Genomic DNA, 13,728 nt, shown 5'->3' with positions numbered 1-13,728 from the left:
AATTAGGATCCCTTTTTTATTTGTAGAGAAAAGAGTAATGATTCGGCATTGAGCGAGCAGCAGTAAGAGTATAATAAGCCATCGATATTATTAGCGACTGATAACAATTCAATACGTGATAGTGTATCGATAAGATCAGCTTGCTGCTGTTTTTCTAATTGGAGCTCAAAATTAAGGGCGTGTTGATAAAGAGGACGATCATTCGTTTGTTTGATTTTTTTTCTTAGTGCTCGGTAAGAAAATAGTAAGGTATCAGTCGGTGATAGGGCGAGCTTAAGAGTGTGAAGGTGTAGTTGAGAGAATCGAATCTCGAGAGAATCAAGCCAAATTAACAGCATGGCAAGATTAACGTTACCATTATGCTTATCTTGTAAGATGAGAGCAGCTTGTTGTACTTCCGATTTTTTGTAGTGTTCTAGTGAGAAGGCCCAAAAGGCTTCGCAAGTCAGCAAAGCCTTTTGTTGTTGATTAAGAGGAGCGTTACAGTTGAGCTGCATTCTCTTTTTCTTCAATCTGTTCTTGCAGATCCATCCATTCCATCTCAACGTCTTCTAGTTCTGATTTAGAAGAGGCTTGAATGGCCAAGACTTCAGTTAAACGTTTTTTGTTTTCTGCCTCATATAAAGAAACGTCACCAAGTTCTTCTTCTGATTGGCTTAGTGCTTCATTGAGCTTATCCATTTTCTTTTCAAGCTTCGTTACTTCTTTACGCAGCGGTGCTATTTGTTTTCTGAATTCTGCTTCTTTACGTTTCTGCTCTTTTTTATCAGCGGCACTTAAACTGGTAGAGGTGCTTGGGCTGTCTTGTTTATCTTGTTGCAGTTGTTCTTTTCGTTCGTTCTTGTTTTGTTCTGTTAGCCATTTGTAGTAATCCGTTAAGTCACCATCAAAAGGAACCACTTGGCGATCATGAACTAAATACAGATCATCAGTAGTCGCACGAAGTAAATATCTATCGTGACTTACAATAACCATTGCGCCTTCAAAGGTTTGTAGTGCCATGGTTAAGGCTTGGCGCATATCCAAATCAAGGTGGTTGGTTGGTTCATCGAGTAGCAACATGTTTGGTTTTTGCCACACAACAAGTGCTAATACTAAACGGGCTTTTTCACCACCCGAGAATGGGCCTACTTTGTCTAAGGCTTTTTCACCTTGGAAACCAAAGCTGCCTAAGTAATCTCGCAGTTGTTGTTCTGTGTGATTAGGGGCAATTTGCATTAGATGCTGTAGTGGCGTTTCTTCTATGTGCAGCGTTTCTAATTGATGTTGTGCAAAATAACCAATTTTCACACCTTGAGAGTAGTTGAACACGCCACTTTGTGGTGCTAATTCGCCGGATAGTAATTTGATTAAGGTTGATTTACCCGCACCATTTCGACCTAATAGACCAATACGACTTCCAGGAACCAAATTTAAACGGATTTGCTCAAGGATCGTATTATTTTCGTAACCGGCACTTACTTCATCCATCATTAGAATTGGATTTGGTAATGCGTCTGGTTCTCTAAAATTAAAGCTGAATGGGTTATCTAATTGTGCAGGTAGCACTTTCTCCATCTTCTCTAACGCTTTAATACGGCTTTGTGCTTGACGTGCTTTTGATGCTTTGTAGCGGAAGCGGTCAATGTATGACTGCATGTGCGACATGTTCTTTTGCTGCTTTTGGTATTTCGCTTGTTGCAGCACTAATTTCTCAGAACGTTGCACTTCAAATGATGAGTAGTTACCGGTGTATTCGTTTAATTTCTGATTTTCTACATGAATGATGCGATTAATTACTGGATCCAAAAAATCACGGTCATGAGAGATAAGCATTAAAGTGCCAGGGTAGTTTTGTAACCAACGCTCTAGCCACATTACCGCATCTAAATCTAAGTGGTTGGTAGGTTCATCGAGTAATAATAGGTCTGAGCGACAAAGTAATGCTTGTGCTAAGTTTAAACGCATACGCCAACCACCAGAGAATTGGGTTAAGTTCCAATCCATCTGTTGTTGTGAAAAGCCTAAACCATTTAATAATTCAGCCGCGCGGGAGTTAATGGTGTAGCCGCCTACGATGTCGATCTTACTGTGTAATTCAGCCACTAACGTGCCGTTATCTGCTTTTTCGGCTTCGATAAGTTGAGCTTCTAAGTTGCGGTATTCACGGTCACCATCAATAACATAATCGAGAGCTTTACGCTCTAACGCTGGGGTCTCTTGTGCGACCCACGCCATTTCCCAGTTGTGGGGAACGCGGTTTGAACCGGCATCAACACTTAACTCACCTTTAATTAAGGCAAAAAGAGTGGATTTACCACAGCCATTTTTTCCTACCAAGCCGACTTTATCACCAGGATGTATAGTGGCAGAGGCTTGTTCCAGTAATGGCTTTCCGCCACGAAGTAATTGAATGTCTGAAAACGTAATCATGCTGTGGTGTTCTTCTCTTGTTGGCAAAATGTAGAATACGGGGAGCATAGTAGGCGGAAGAGCGAAGATTGTCGATATAGAAATAGTCTGTATGATGAGAGGATAGTAGGGTGTGTTGATATTTTGTGATGATTTTTAATTATGAAAGGCCGATCCTCCCTAATCTAAGAGAATAAGAAGAGAAGTCTAGAAAGGAATTTATGACTCAGTTGCCTAAAATATTAGTAATCCTCACTCATCCTGACCCTGAGAGTTCTATTGCCAATAAGGCGATATTATCTGCCTATCAAGGGTTATCTCATGTCACTGTGCATGATCTTTATGCTCAATATCCTGAATTTTTTATTGATGTTATTTATGAGCATGAACTGCTTGCTCAGCATGACATTATTGTTTTTCAGCATCCTCTTTATCTTTATTCGTGCCCTTCGTTATTAAAAGAATGGATGGATTGTGTACTAGGAAAGGGCTTTGCCTATGGTGAAGGCAATGCTCTAAAAGGTAAAAAATGGCGTAGTGTTATTACTGCGGGAGGTATTGAAGAAGCCTTTTCAGTAAACGGATATAACCAACATTCGATGGATGAAATATTAGTCCCATTTAAGATCACGGCGGCCTTATGTCAGATGGAATGGCTTACGCCATCGGTGCAATATTGGGCTAGAAAAATCACGTTAGAAAAGCGTCAGCAGTTTATTGATGACTATAAAGAATGGTTATTAAATCCTAGAGGAGAGATCTAATGGCGGGTGATTGGCTACATACCAGTTCGATATTTTTAGCGGCTGCTGTTGTGACGGTTCCTTTAGCTCAGCGATTTGGATTAGGTGCAGTACTTGGGTATTTATTAGCAGGAATCGCGATCGGGCCATGGGGATTGAAATTGATTTCTGATGTTGATGCTATTTTACACTTTTCAGAATTTGGAGTGGTGCTACTGTTATTTCTCATCGGTTTAGAATTAAACCCGAATAAATTATGGAAGATGAGAAAACCAATAATAGGATTAGGCGGCAGCCAAGTTGTATTTACATCATGTGTTATTACTGCGGCTATGATGTTTTATGGCTTAACGTGGCAAGTGAGCGTTGTTATTGGTATGGGATTAGCGTTGTCATCTACTGCGATAGCATTACGAGTGATTGAAGAACGTAAATTGTCGGGTTCAGAAAGCGGGCAGTCTGGTTTCGCAGTATTGCTGTTTCAAGATATCGCGGTTATTCCTATGCTTGCGATATTGCCAGTACTGGCTGGTGGGGCAAGTGGTCATTGGCTTGATGGGTTATGGATATTGGTTGGTGTGGTAGGCATTTTCACGTTAGGCCATTTTTTACTTCGTCCATTATTTAGCTATGTAGTGAAGAGTGGGGCGCGAGAGCTATTTACTGTGGCTGCCCTTCTTTTGGTTATTGGTGTTTCTGCTGCGATGAAACAGTTGGGATTATCAATGGCACTAGGTGCTTTTCTGGCTGGAGTCTTGCTGGCGGAGAGTGAATTTCGCCATGAATTAGAGGTGGCAATAGAACCCTTTAAAGGATTATTACTGGGTCTGTTTTTTATTGCGGTAGGAATGTCGGTCAACCTAGGTTTATTATTGCAATATCCATTAGAGATATTAGCCGCCGTTACTTTATTAGTGAGTTCAAAAGGGTTTCTACTTTATGGTCTGGCTCGCTTATTTGGAACAAGAGCAAAAGCTCGCAGCCAGATGGCAATGATATTAAGCCAAGGTGGTGAGTTTGCGTTTGTATTATTTACAGCCGCACAAATGGAAGGATTGTTGAGTCGAGAATTAACGGCATTCTTATTGGTTGTGGTCAGTTTATCAATGATGACTACTCCTTTACTCTTGATTGCTCAAGATTGGTGGTTTGGTAGAACGCTGAACAGCGAAGAAGAAATGCCACAATCAGATTTTACTCATGCCACTCAACCACAGGTGATCATCGCAGGTTTTGGTCGATTTGGTCAGATTGTTGGGCGTTTATTGTTTGCGAATAAGATTAAGCTAACTATTTTAGAGAGTGATCCAAGCCAAATTCATTTATTAAGAAAATTTGGTTATAAAGTGTATTACGGCGATGCAACTCAAGTTGAATTATTGCGAGCTGCTGGTGCAGAGAAGGCAGAGGCAATAGTGGTTTGTAAGACGGACCCTCAAAAAGTCATGGATGTGGTGGCATTGTGTAAGCAGCATTTTCCTCATTTGAAAATATTAGCTCGTGCTCGTAGCCGAGTAGAAGCGTATGAGTTGTTAAGTGAGGGCGTTGATCATTTTTCACGAGAAACTTTTTATGGGGCCCTTGATTTAGGCCGACAAACCCTTACATCTTTAGGTATGCACCCGTACCAAGCCAAGCGTGCAGAATCTCATTTTAAAAAGTTAGATGTTGCTATGCTCAAAGAATTGTTACCATTGCACTCAGATGACAAAGCATTAGCTTCAAAAGCGAAAGCGGCTCGCATAGAGTTAGAAGAGATCTTTGGCTTAGAGATGGAAAACGAACGATCAACCCAACACCATTGGGATTAGTATCATTAGCACAAGGATAATAACCGTGAAAAAACGATTTATTGCAGGTGCGGTTTGCCCATCGTGTAGTACAACCGATACGCTACGCTGGTGGGAAGAAAGTAATATTGAACATGTCGAATGCGTGGAATGTGGTCATACAGACCGTAAAACACCAAAATCGATAGAAAAAACCAAACATGCGCAAGATGATGTTATTGGTGTTTTTAAGCCTGAATAGTATTATGTTGCAATACTGAATACCATCCACTAATGCTAAGTGCATCCGGAGTTAAAATGAAAATTGAAAAGAATGTTGTTGTAAGTCTTGCTTACCAAGTGAAAACAGAAGAAGGCGTAGTTGTTGACCAATCAACAGTAGAAGCTCCTCTTGATTACCTACACGGTAACGATAATCTAATCGTAGGTCTTGAAAAAGCACTTGAAGGCAAAATCGCTGGCGATAAATTCAGCATCACAGTGACTCCTGAAGATGCATACGGCGAGCACATGGATGAGATGGTTCAACGTGTTCCTGCAAACGTATTCCAAGGTGTTGAACAAATTGAAGTTGGTATGCGTTTCCTTGCTGATACAGACCAAGGTCCAATCCCTGTAGAAGTAACAGAAGTTGATGGCGACGAAGTTGTTGTTGATGGTAACCACATGCTTGCTGGCCAAACTCTAGGTTTTGACGTTGAAGTTGTTGCTGTTCGTGCTGCAACTGAAGAAGAGCTAGCACACGGTCATGTACATCAAGAAGGCGGCTGTGGTCACGACCACGGACACGACCATGATCATGAAGGCGGTTGTTGTGGTGGCGAAGGCCATTCTCACGATCACGAGCATGAAGAAGAGCATGTATGTTGTGGTAAAGGCAACTGTTCTAAGTAATCTTTTAAGAGCAGGAACGAAGACGCTTCGCTCGAGAGTTTAGGGGCGAGGACGAGCTTGAGTTCTATGATAAATTTGAAACCGCAGGTGTGAAAGCATCTGCGGTTTTTTTAACTAGAAACTATACGCTGCGCTAGCTAGAGTCTATAAAAGCAAAAGTATTAGGAATTGGCAGTTCTATTTACTTCATCAGTGATACACGCTCTTACTAGTCTCTAGTTAGCGAAGTGTATAGCCTCTAGTAATGCGGTGGTGGTGTCTCTTCTGATGGATCAGCCATGCTCGACGTATCCATGGTTTTCACTTTACCCACCATGAACTTTATTTGAACTTGCATATTAGTGATCAGTAATTGTTGCTGAGATAACGCATCGTTTAACTCTTCAATTGTTTGTTCTTGGAACGCCATTTGGCACTCTAAATCACTAATTTTATCTTCTAATCTTTTAATTTCTGTTGTCATTATTCTATCAACCAAGCTTGAGCTATTCCGGCTGAGGTGGCTGAAATGACTCGTTGTTTTTTATCAATGGCAACATCATACACTACCGCTGTTGGTGGGCGTGCATCTTTTAATGGCTCGGCGCGCCATTGTTCTTTTTTCTTACCTGAGAGCGTATCCCACAACATAATAGTACCTGATGGAGAACCAGTCATAAGATAAGAACCGTCATCACTAAAGCGAGCACTAGAGAAAACTTGCTGACGAGCGAAAGTGCTTAACTCTGTAATTTTATCACCCGTTTTTAAATCCCAGATAAAAGCTTCATTACCACCGTCGGCAGTTAATGCGTATTTGCCATCTCGTTGCAGTGCAATGCGACTTACGCGCTTCTCATGTTCAAAGGTGTGTAATATTTGTCCTGTCTGTGTGTCCCAAAAATAAGCAAAGTGATCATTACCACCAGAGAGTGCAAACTTTCCATTAGCTGATAGGGCAACTGAATTTACTTTTTCTCGATGAGCGAGAAATTCAAGCCTGCGTCCTGTTGCTAAATTAATATAAATAGCCTTACCATTAGATAAGCCAAGCAAGACTTGTTGACCATTACTTGATATATCGACACCACGAATAATGCCATCAGAAATAGACCATAATCCTTCAGAGATACCCATACCTAAATCCCACACGGCGAAATTGGTTTTGGTAGCAGTAATGGCAAAGCGTGAATTATCAGAAATGGTTATATGCGAAACCGTTGAGTCATGCTGATCTTGAGCACCAAAATAGGTTAATTCTTTATTGTCGACTAAATCCCAAAAATGCAATCCGCTTTTTATTTTGCTATTAGTATTTACAGCATTGGATCCCTCTTTAACAAAAAAAAGACCAAAACGAGCATCACGACTTAAAGCAAAACTGGTTGTTCCTTGTGTGGCAATTTCCCATCGTTGAACGTCAGAGTTATTCAAGAAACAACCTACTAATGTCAACGTAATGACAAAAATTACAATGTATTGAGAGATAAGGCGCATCAAATTGAACTACTCGTTTGTAATGTGTCTATAAGTACTAGTATATTGTGATGAACAGTATTTCACATCTTTATCTAAAAAATTGAATAAGAAATTGAGGCAAGACCTCAAATAACCGGAGTTTTGAAATGAAATCTATCTTTAAAGTGTCGTTACTTGCTGCAACTGTTGCATTTGTTGTTGGTTGTCAAAAAGAAGAAGCACCAAAAACAGAAGCTACAACGTTGCCAGCTAAGATTGAAGCATCTGCAGAAAATGCTACGGCAGCAACATTTGCATCTGAAGATGAAAAAGCAGGTTATGCAATCGGCGCATCATTGGCTAAATACCTAAACTCAAATCTAGAGAAACAGACAGAGCTTGGCTTAGACCTGAAAAAAACCGATGTGCTGGCTGGTGTTACAGATGTATTTAACGGTAAAGAGCGTCTAACTGACGAAGAAATTCAAGGTGCTTTACAAGCTCTGGATCAACGTGTTGCTGAAATTGCAAAACAAAAAGCAGCGGCTGAATCAGAAGCAAATATCAAAGCGGGTGCTGATTATCGTGCAGAGTTTGAAAAACAAGACGGTGTAATGAAGACTGAATCAGGTCTTTTATACAAAGTAATTACTCCTGCTGATGGCCCTAAGCCTAAAGACACAGATACAGTAGTTGTTCATTACTCAGGTACACTAATTGATGGTACTAAGTTTGATAGCTCTTATGATCGCAACCAACCTGCAACGTTCCCATTAAATGCAGTCATTCCTGGTTGGACTGAAGGTGTTCAACTTATGAACGTAGGTTCTAAGTACAAGTTCGTTATTCCTGCAGAATTAGGTTACGGTGCTCAAGGTAACCAAGCGATCCCTGCAAACTCAACATTAGTATTCGATGTTGAATTGCTTGAAATCAAAGATGCAGCAAAACCTGCAAAATAATCTTAACGAAGATTAAATAATCTAAACTTTGTTTTAGATCACTGAATTAGCCCCGGCACTTGCTGGGGTTTTTTATTTTCATGCAAATATTCTGATAAACTTGATGGAATTATTTTAAGCAACTGGCTTTTGCTGCTCGTTGGATAAATGGATATTGAGTTGGTGTATATGAATATTGAAAATGCCGCAGAAGAAAGCTTATCTGAGGTAGTGCCATTTACTGAATTTGATCATCACATCTTACGTTCTTATGAAGCGGTAGTTGATGGGATTGCGAGTTTAATTGGTAGCTATTGTGAAATTGTTCTGCATTCATTAGAAGACATTAATAAATCGGCAATCCGAATTGCTAATGGTGAAAATACCGGGCGTAAAGTGGGGTCGCCTATTACGGATTTAGCTCTGCAAATGTTGAAAGATATTCAGCGATCAGAGCGTAACTTTTCACGTTCATATTTCACTCGAGCTAAGGGTGGGGTATTAATGAAGTCGATTACTGTCGCAATTCGTAATGGCAATGAAAGAATTATTGGTTTGTTATGTATTAACATCAATCTAGATGCGCCTTTTTCTCAAGTATTACATTCATTTATGCCAAGTGAAGAAGCAAATGAAGCGGCATCAAGCGTTAACTTTGCTAGCGATGTTGATGAATTAGTTGATCAAACAGTAAAGCGTACTATTGATGAAGTGAATGCAGATAAAGAAGTAGGCAATAATGCTAAGAATAAACAGATAGTAATGGATTTATACGACAAAGGTATCTTTGATATTAAAGACGCAATTAATCGTGTAGCTGATCAGTTAAATATTTCAAAACATACAGTGTATCTTTATATTCGCCAGAGAAAAATTGAGGATGGTGAAAAGTGAGTTTATGTTATGGGCTTGTCGTTAATGGGCCAGCTTACGGAACTCAAGCATCGAGACAGGCATTTCAATTTGCCCAAGCACTGATAGAGCAAGGTCATACGCTCAAAAAAGTATTTTTCTATCAAGATGGAGTACTTAACGCCTCGTCATTAATCTTACCTGCGAATGATGAATTTGATATAACAAAAGCATGGCAAGAATTTGCAAAAGCACATGATGTTGAATTAGAAACGTGCGTGGCTGCAGCATTACGTCGTGGCGTTATAGGGAAAGAGGAAGCGGAACAAAATAAGCGGAACCAACATAATCTGGCTTCCGAATTTCAGCAAGCAGGTTTAGGTGGTTTAGCTACTGCATTATTAACATTTGACCGAGTAATCCAGTTTTAATAAATTGATTTTTAATTAAAAGGTAAGTTATGAATCGAATTGGATTTGTATTTCAAAGTTCACCTCATTCTACGACAAAAGGTAGGGAAGGATTAGATGCGATTCTTGCAGCTTCTGCGTACAGTGAAGATATTCATATATTCTTTATTGGCGATGGGGTATTACAGTTATTGGAAAATCAACGGCCTGAGAAAGTATTATCACGTGATTATATTGCAGGATTTAAAATGTTAGCACTGTATGATCTTGAAGAAATCTTTGTGTGCAATACAGCTTTATTAAATCGTGGTATCAAGAAAAGTCATTTATTAATTGATGTTGATGTTATCTCTAATCAACAAATTAATGAGCAGTTATCGCAATGTGATCAGGTGATGGTGTTTTAAATTATGCTGCATGTCTTAACTAAAACAGATAGCCTTCAAGCACTCCGTAATCAAGAATTACCAGTCAATGTTGAGAAAGATGTCCTTTTACTCACGCAAGATTGCGTTTATGCAGCTATATCGGATCATAAGGATCATTTATTGATCCTTCCATTTAAACAATGCTATATCCTACAAGAAGATGTAGAAGCTAGGGGGGTTAAATTATTAATTGATAATAAAATTCAACTGGTTAGCTATGACTTATTTGTAACTCTAACCCAAGTTAACTCACCTATAGTTACTTGGTAATCGTGTGTTATGTTCGAGAAACTTAAATTATTTTTAAATTGTTTATTAATAGTGCTGTATATTTCTTGACACATATCACGTTCAGCCTTAGAATTTCGCGTCCCTATTTCCATAGGGATATAGATTTTTCAAAAGTTTTCGAACCTCTAATCAGGAGCTATTTTAATGGCAACTATTAATCAGTTGGTACGCAAGCCACGTGCAAAGCAAGTTGTTAAAAGCAACGTGCCTGCGCTAGAAGCGTGTCCACAAAAACGTGGTGTATGTACTCGCGTATATACTACTACTCCAAAAAAACCGAACTCAGCGTTACGTAAAGTATGTCGTGTTCGTTTAACTAACGGCTTTGAAGTTACTTCATACATCGGCGGCGAAGGTCACAACCTTCAGGAGCACTCAGTTGTTCTTATCCGTGGTGGTCGTGTTAAAGATTTACCAGGTGTGCGTTACCACACTGTTCGTGGTGCACTTGACTGTGCAGGCGTAAACGATCGTAAGAAAGGTCGTTCTAAGTACGGTGTGAAACGTCCTAAGTCTTAATGGAATCCGTTAAGTAAGGCCAAACACTATATATTTGTAATTTGAAGAAACTGAAAAGTTTTGGATAACCTGAAGACAACAACGGAGATATTCCATGCCACGTCGTCGCGTAATAGGCCAACGTAAGATCCTTCCAGATCCTAAGTTCAAATCTGAGCTGTTGGCAAAATTTGTAAACATCGTAATGGTTGACGGTAAGAAATCAACTGCTGAAAAAATCGTTTACGGTGCACTAGAATTAATGGCTGAGAAATCTGGTAAAGATCACTTAGCTGTATTCGAAGAAGCTCTTGAAAACATTCGTCCATCGGTAGAAGTTAAATCTCGCCGTGTGGGTGGTTCTACTTACCAAGTTCCTGTAGAAGTACGTCCGGTTCGCCGTAACGCACTTGCTATGCGTTGGTTAGTTGAAGCTGCGCGTAAGCGTGGTGAAAAATCTATGGCTCAACGTCTTGCTAACGAAATGTTAGACGCGTCTGAGAACAAAGGTACTGCGGTTAAGAAACGTGAAGACGTTCACCGTATGGCTGATGCTAACAAAGCATTCGCTCATTACCGCTGGTAATACCGAAGGTGCAGCAGTCCTTGCTGCACCTTACTTCTTTCTTTCCCATTTAGTAAAACACTTAGCCATTATCGCTATTTCAATGCATTTGCGTTGGGAAATAGCAATAATCCCTAAGATAAGAGGATACAACCGTGGCTCGAAATACACCTATTGAGCGCTACCGTAATATCGGTATCTGTGCTCACGTAGATGCAGGTAAAACTACTACTACTGAGCGTATTCTATTCTATACTGGCCTTTCTCATAAAATCGGTGAAGTTCACGATGGTGCTGCTACCATGGACTGGATGGAACAAGAGCAAGAGCGCGGTATTACCATTACCTCTGCGGCAACTACGACTTTTTGGCGTGGTATGGATGCACAATTTGATGATCATCGTATTAATATCATTGATACCCCTGGACACGTTGACTTTACTATCGAAGTAGAACGTTCTTTGCGTGTACTTGATGGTGCGGTTGTTGTTTTCTGTGGTTCATCTGGTGTAGAACCTCAATCTGAAACTGTATGGCGTCAAGCGAATAAGTACGGCGTTCCTCGTATTGTCTTCGTAAATAAGATGGACCGTGCAGGTGCTGATTTCTTACGTGTTGTAGAACAAATTAAAAATCGTCTTGGTGCAAATCCTGTTCCTATCCAATTAAATATTGGTGCAGAAGAAGATTTTAGAGGTGTTATCGACCTTATTAAGATGAAGACAATCAATTGGAATGAAGCCGATCAAGGCATGACCTTCACGTATGAAGATATTCCAGCTGATATGCAAGAGCTTGCAGACGAATGGCGCCTAAACTTAGTTGAAGCGGCAGCGGAAGCGTCAGAAGAACTGATGGATAAATATCTTGAAGGTGAAGAACTGACAGAAGCTGAAATTAAAAACGCATTACGCACACGAACTATCAATAATGAGATTGTTCTTGCGACATGTGGCTCTGCATTTAAGAATAAAGGGGTTCAAGCGGTACTTGATGCTGTTGTTGAGTTCCTACCTGCGCCTATCGATGTTCCTGCAATTAAGGGCGTTGATGAAAACGACAATGAAGTTGAACGTCATGCAGACGACAACGAACCATTTGCAGCGTTAGCGTTTAAAATTGCAACAGACCCATTCGTAGGTACGTTGACTTTCATGCGTGTTTATTCAGGTGTTGTTAATACTGGTGACGGTGTTTATAACTCAGTAAAACAAAAGCGTGAACGTTTTGGTCGTATTGTTCAGCTTCATGCTAATAAGCGTGAAGAAGTGAAAGAAATACGTGCCGGTGATATCGCAGCGGCGATTGGCCTTAAAGATGTAACTACAGGTGATACACTGTGTGATCAAAACGCGAAAGTAATTCTTGAGCGTATGGAATTTCCTGAACCGGTTATTCAGATAGCAGTTGAACCAAGAACATTAGCAGATCAAGAAAAAATGGGCGTCGCGCTAGGTAAACTAGCAGCTGAAGATCCATCTTTTAAAGTTGAAACCGATAAAGAATCAGGACAAACACTGATTTCTGGTATGGGTGAACTACACTTAGATATTATCGTTGATCGAATGAAGCGTGAATTCAGTGTTGAATGTAACGTTGGTAAGCCTCAAGTGGCATATCGTGAAACTATTCGTGGTAGCGCGGAAGTGGAAGGTAAATTCATTCGTCAATCTGGTGGTCGTGGTCAATACGGTCATGTATGGCTAAGAATTGAACCAGCTGAACATGATGCAGGTTTCGTTTTTGTCGACGAAATTGTAGGTGGTGCAGTTCCTCGTGAATTCATCAGCTCAGTAGCAAAAGGTATCGAAGAGCAAATGAATAACGGCGTGCTGGCAGGTTATCCTGTACTCGACGTTAAAGCGACGCTTTTTGATGGCTCATACCACGATGTGGACTCCAATGAAATGGCGTTCAGAATCGCGGGTTCAATGGCTTTCAAGAAAGGTGCACTAGAAGCGCAACCTGTTATTCTTGAACCAATGATGAAAGTTGAAGTAACCACTCCAGAAGACTGGATGGGTGATGTTGTTGGTGATTTAAACCGTCGCCGCGGCATGATTGAAGGTATGGACGATGGCATCGCTGGTTTGAAAATAATCCGTGCTCAAGTTCCACTTTCCGAAATGTTTGGTTATGCAACATCTCTACGTTCTGCGACTCAAGGTCGAGCATCTTACTCTATGGAATTTTCCGAATACGGTGAAGTTTCGAAGAATGTTGCTGATAGAATCATCGCTGAACGCGGATAAAACACTCAATATCCTTGCGTCAAGAGCAATTGACGCATAAAATAGCAAATTCTGGCGCGCCTTATCACTGTTCGATAAGGCGAATCATAACTAGGAAGGAACACGATCGTGTCTAAAGAAAAATTTGAACGTACGAAACCGCACGTAAACGTTGGTACTATCGGCCACGTTGACCACGGTAAAACAACTCTAACTGCTGCTATCTGTACTACACTTGCTAAAATTTACGGTGGCGT

17 protein-coding genes are annotated in these 13,728 nt (G+C 40.4%); 13 read left to right on the top strand and 4 right to left on the bottom strand.

The annotated features are described in order from the left end of the window. Window positions 1–2: 2 nt before the first annotated feature. Together A6E06_RS00775 and A6E06_RS00770 are read right to left on the bottom strand one after the other, a co-directional pair. On the bottom strand, window positions 3–497 hold the full coding sequence (locus A6E06_RS00775; protein WP_065594365.1) for a TIGR02444 family protein: 495 nt from the start codon (window positions 495–497) through the stop codon (window positions 3–5). Beyond that, entirely contained in the window at window positions 481–2,412 is a 1,932-nt protein-coding gene (locus A6E06_RS00770) for an ABC transporter ATP-binding protein (protein WP_065594364.1), read from the bottom strand. The genes A6E06_RS00775 and A6E06_RS00770 overlap by 17 nt, the downstream gene beginning before the upstream one ends. A 200-nt stretch (window positions 2,413–2,612) precedes the next feature. Between A6E06_RS00770 and kefG the strand changes: the two genes are divergently transcribed. From kefG to slyD, 4 genes are read left to right on the top strand one after another with little or no spacing between them, the layout of a single operon-like run. Further along, on the top strand, window positions 2,613–3,155 hold the full coding sequence (gene kefG / locus A6E06_RS00765) for a glutathione-regulated potassium-efflux system ancillary protein KefG (protein ID WP_065594363.1): 543 nt from the start codon (window positions 2,613–2,615) through the stop codon (window positions 3,153–3,155). Next, window positions 3,155–4,945: a glutathione-regulated potassium-efflux system protein KefB gene (kefB, locus tag A6E06_RS00760; protein WP_065594362.1), complete on the top strand. Its 1,791-nt coding sequence runs from the start codon at window positions 3,155–3,157 to the stop codon at window positions 4,943–4,945. The genes kefG and kefB overlap by 1 nt, the downstream gene beginning before the upstream one ends. 19 nt (window positions 4,946–4,964) lie before the next feature. Continuing rightward, on the top strand, window positions 4,965–5,165 hold the full coding sequence (locus A6E06_RS00755; RefSeq protein ID WP_174213438.1) for a YheV family putative zinc ribbon protein: 201 nt from the start codon (window positions 4,965–4,967) through the stop codon (window positions 5,163–5,165). Between the two features lie 56 nt (window positions 5,166–5,221). Beyond that, window positions 5,222–5,818 (top strand): peptidylprolyl isomerase, encoded by a 597-nt coding sequence (gene slyD / locus A6E06_RS00750; protein WP_065594361.1) that lies wholly within the window; start codon window positions 5,222–5,224, stop codon window positions 5,816–5,818. 238 nt (window positions 5,819–6,056) lie between these two features. On the opposite strand, the gene A6E06_RS00745 is transcribed toward slyD, so the two are convergent. Together A6E06_RS00745 and A6E06_RS00740 are read right to left on the bottom strand one after the other, a co-directional pair. Then, the gene (locus tag A6E06_RS00745; RefSeq protein WP_065594360.1) at window positions 6,057–6,281 is read right to left on the bottom strand and encodes a SlyX family protein; all 225 of its coding nucleotides are present in this window, start codon (window positions 6,279–6,281) and stop codon (window positions 6,057–6,059) included. Further along, complete coding sequence (locus A6E06_RS00740) at window positions 6,281–7,294, bottom strand: WD40 repeat domain-containing protein (RefSeq protein ID WP_065594359.1); 1,014 nt, start codon at window positions 7,292–7,294, stop codon at window positions 6,281–6,283. The genes A6E06_RS00745 and A6E06_RS00740 overlap by 1 nt, the downstream gene beginning before the upstream one ends. Before the next feature lie 128 nt (window positions 7,295–7,422). Between A6E06_RS00740 and fkpA the strand changes: the two genes are divergently transcribed. From fkpA to A6E06_RS19485, 9 genes are all read left to right on the top strand, one after another. Then, window positions 7,423–8,217 (top strand): FKBP-type peptidyl-prolyl cis-trans isomerase, encoded by a 795-nt coding sequence (fkpA, locus tag A6E06_RS00735; RefSeq protein WP_065594358.1) that lies wholly within the window; start codon window positions 7,423–7,425, stop codon window positions 8,215–8,217. Window positions 8,218–8,385: 168 nt separating this feature from the next. Further along, entirely contained in the window at window positions 8,386–9,090 is a 705-nt protein-coding gene (locus tag A6E06_RS00730) for a transcriptional regulator (protein WP_083190264.1), read from the top strand. Further along, the gene (gene tusD / locus A6E06_RS00725) at window positions 9,087–9,479 is read left to right on the top strand and encodes a sulfurtransferase complex subunit TusD (RefSeq protein WP_065594356.1); all 393 of its coding nucleotides are present in this window, start codon (window positions 9,087–9,089) and stop codon (window positions 9,477–9,479) included. The genes A6E06_RS00730 and tusD overlap by 4 nt, the downstream gene beginning before the upstream one ends. A 29-nt stretch (window positions 9,480–9,508) precedes the next feature. Then, complete coding sequence (gene tusC, locus A6E06_RS00720; RefSeq protein WP_065594355.1) at window positions 9,509–9,865, top strand: sulfurtransferase complex subunit TusC; 357 nt, start codon at window positions 9,509–9,511, stop codon at window positions 9,863–9,865. Between the two features lie 3 nt (window positions 9,866–9,868). Continuing rightward, window positions 9,869–10,156 carry a sulfurtransferase complex subunit TusB gene (gene tusB, locus A6E06_RS00715; protein ID WP_141676856.1) on the top strand — a complete coding sequence of 96 codons (288 nt, stop codon included), beginning with the start codon at window positions 9,869–9,871 and terminating at the stop codon, window positions 10,154–10,156. A gap of 165 nt (window positions 10,157–10,321) precedes the next feature. After that, on the top strand, window positions 10,322–10,696 hold the full coding sequence (gene rpsL / locus A6E06_RS00710; protein ID WP_005417208.1) for a 30S ribosomal protein S12: 375 nt from the start codon (window positions 10,322–10,324) through the stop codon (window positions 10,694–10,696). A gap of 94 nt (window positions 10,697–10,790) precedes the next feature. Then, window positions 10,791–11,261, top strand: coding sequence for a 30S ribosomal protein S7 (rpsG, locus tag A6E06_RS00705; RefSeq protein ID WP_065594353.1), 471 nt, complete (start codon window positions 10,791–10,793; stop codon window positions 11,259–11,261). Window positions 11,262–11,395: 134 nt separating this feature from the next. After that, window positions 11,396–13,492 (top strand): elongation factor G, encoded by a 2,097-nt coding sequence (gene fusA, locus A6E06_RS00700; protein ID WP_065594352.1) that lies wholly within the window; start codon window positions 11,396–11,398, stop codon window positions 13,490–13,492. Window positions 13,493–13,600: 108 nt separating this feature from the next. After that, window positions 13,601–13,728: GTP-binding protein (locus A6E06_RS19485; protein ID WP_238933831.1), on the top strand; the 128-nt coding region annotated here is incomplete at its 3' end.

The organism is Aliivibrio sp. 1S175 (assembly GCF_001690985.1).
Taxonomy (GTDB): domain Bacteria; phylum Pseudomonadota; class Gammaproteobacteria; order Enterobacterales; family Vibrionaceae; genus Aliivibrio.
This window is presented reverse-complemented; position numbering and strand designations above follow the sequence as displayed.

Excerpts from the sequence above, each read along its gene's own strand:
- slyD (WP_065594361.1), top strand. The coding sequence starts at position 5,222 with ATGAAAATTGAAAAGAATGTTGTTGTAAGTCTTGCTTACCAAGTGAAA.
- A6E06_RS00770 (WP_065594364.1), bottom strand. The coding sequence starts at position 2,412 with ATGATTACGTTTTCAGACATTCAATTACTTCGTGGCGGAAAGCCATTA.
- rpsG (WP_065594353.1), top strand. The coding sequence starts at position 10,791 with ATGCCACGTCGTCGCGTAATAGGCCAACGTAAGATCCTTCCAGATCCT.
- rpsL (WP_005417208.1), top strand. The coding sequence starts at position 10,322 with ATGGCAACTATTAATCAGTTGGTACGCAAGCCACGTGCAAAGCAAGTT.
- tusB (WP_141676856.1), top strand. The coding sequence starts at position 9,869 with ATGCTGCATGTCTTAACTAAAACAGATAGCCTTCAAGCACTCCGTAAT.
- fkpA (WP_065594358.1), top strand. The coding sequence starts at position 7,423 with ATGAAATCTATCTTTAAAGTGTCGTTACTTGCTGCAACTGTTGCATTT.
- A6E06_RS00775 (WP_065594365.1), bottom strand. The coding sequence starts at position 497 with ATGCAGCTCAACTGTAACGCTCCTCTTAATCAACAACAAAAGGCTTTG.
- kefG (WP_065594363.1), top strand. The coding sequence starts at position 2,613 with ATGACTCAGTTGCCTAAAATATTAGTAATCCTCACTCATCCTGACCCT.
- tusC (WP_065594355.1), top strand. The coding sequence starts at position 9,509 with ATGAATCGAATTGGATTTGTATTTCAAAGTTCACCTCATTCTACGACA.
- A6E06_RS00730 (WP_083190264.1), top strand. The coding sequence starts at position 8,386 with ATGAATATTGAAAATGCCGCAGAAGAAAGCTTATCTGAGGTAGTGCCA.
- A6E06_RS00745 (WP_065594360.1), bottom strand. The coding sequence starts at position 6,281 with ATGACAACAGAAATTAAAAGATTAGAAGATAAAATTAGTGATTTAGAG.
- kefB (WP_065594362.1), top strand. The coding sequence starts at position 3,155 with ATGGCGGGTGATTGGCTACATACCAGTTCGATATTTTTAGCGGCTGCT.
- A6E06_RS00740 (WP_065594359.1), bottom strand. The coding sequence starts at position 7,294 with ATGCGCCTTATCTCTCAATACATTGTAATTTTTGTCATTACGTTGACA.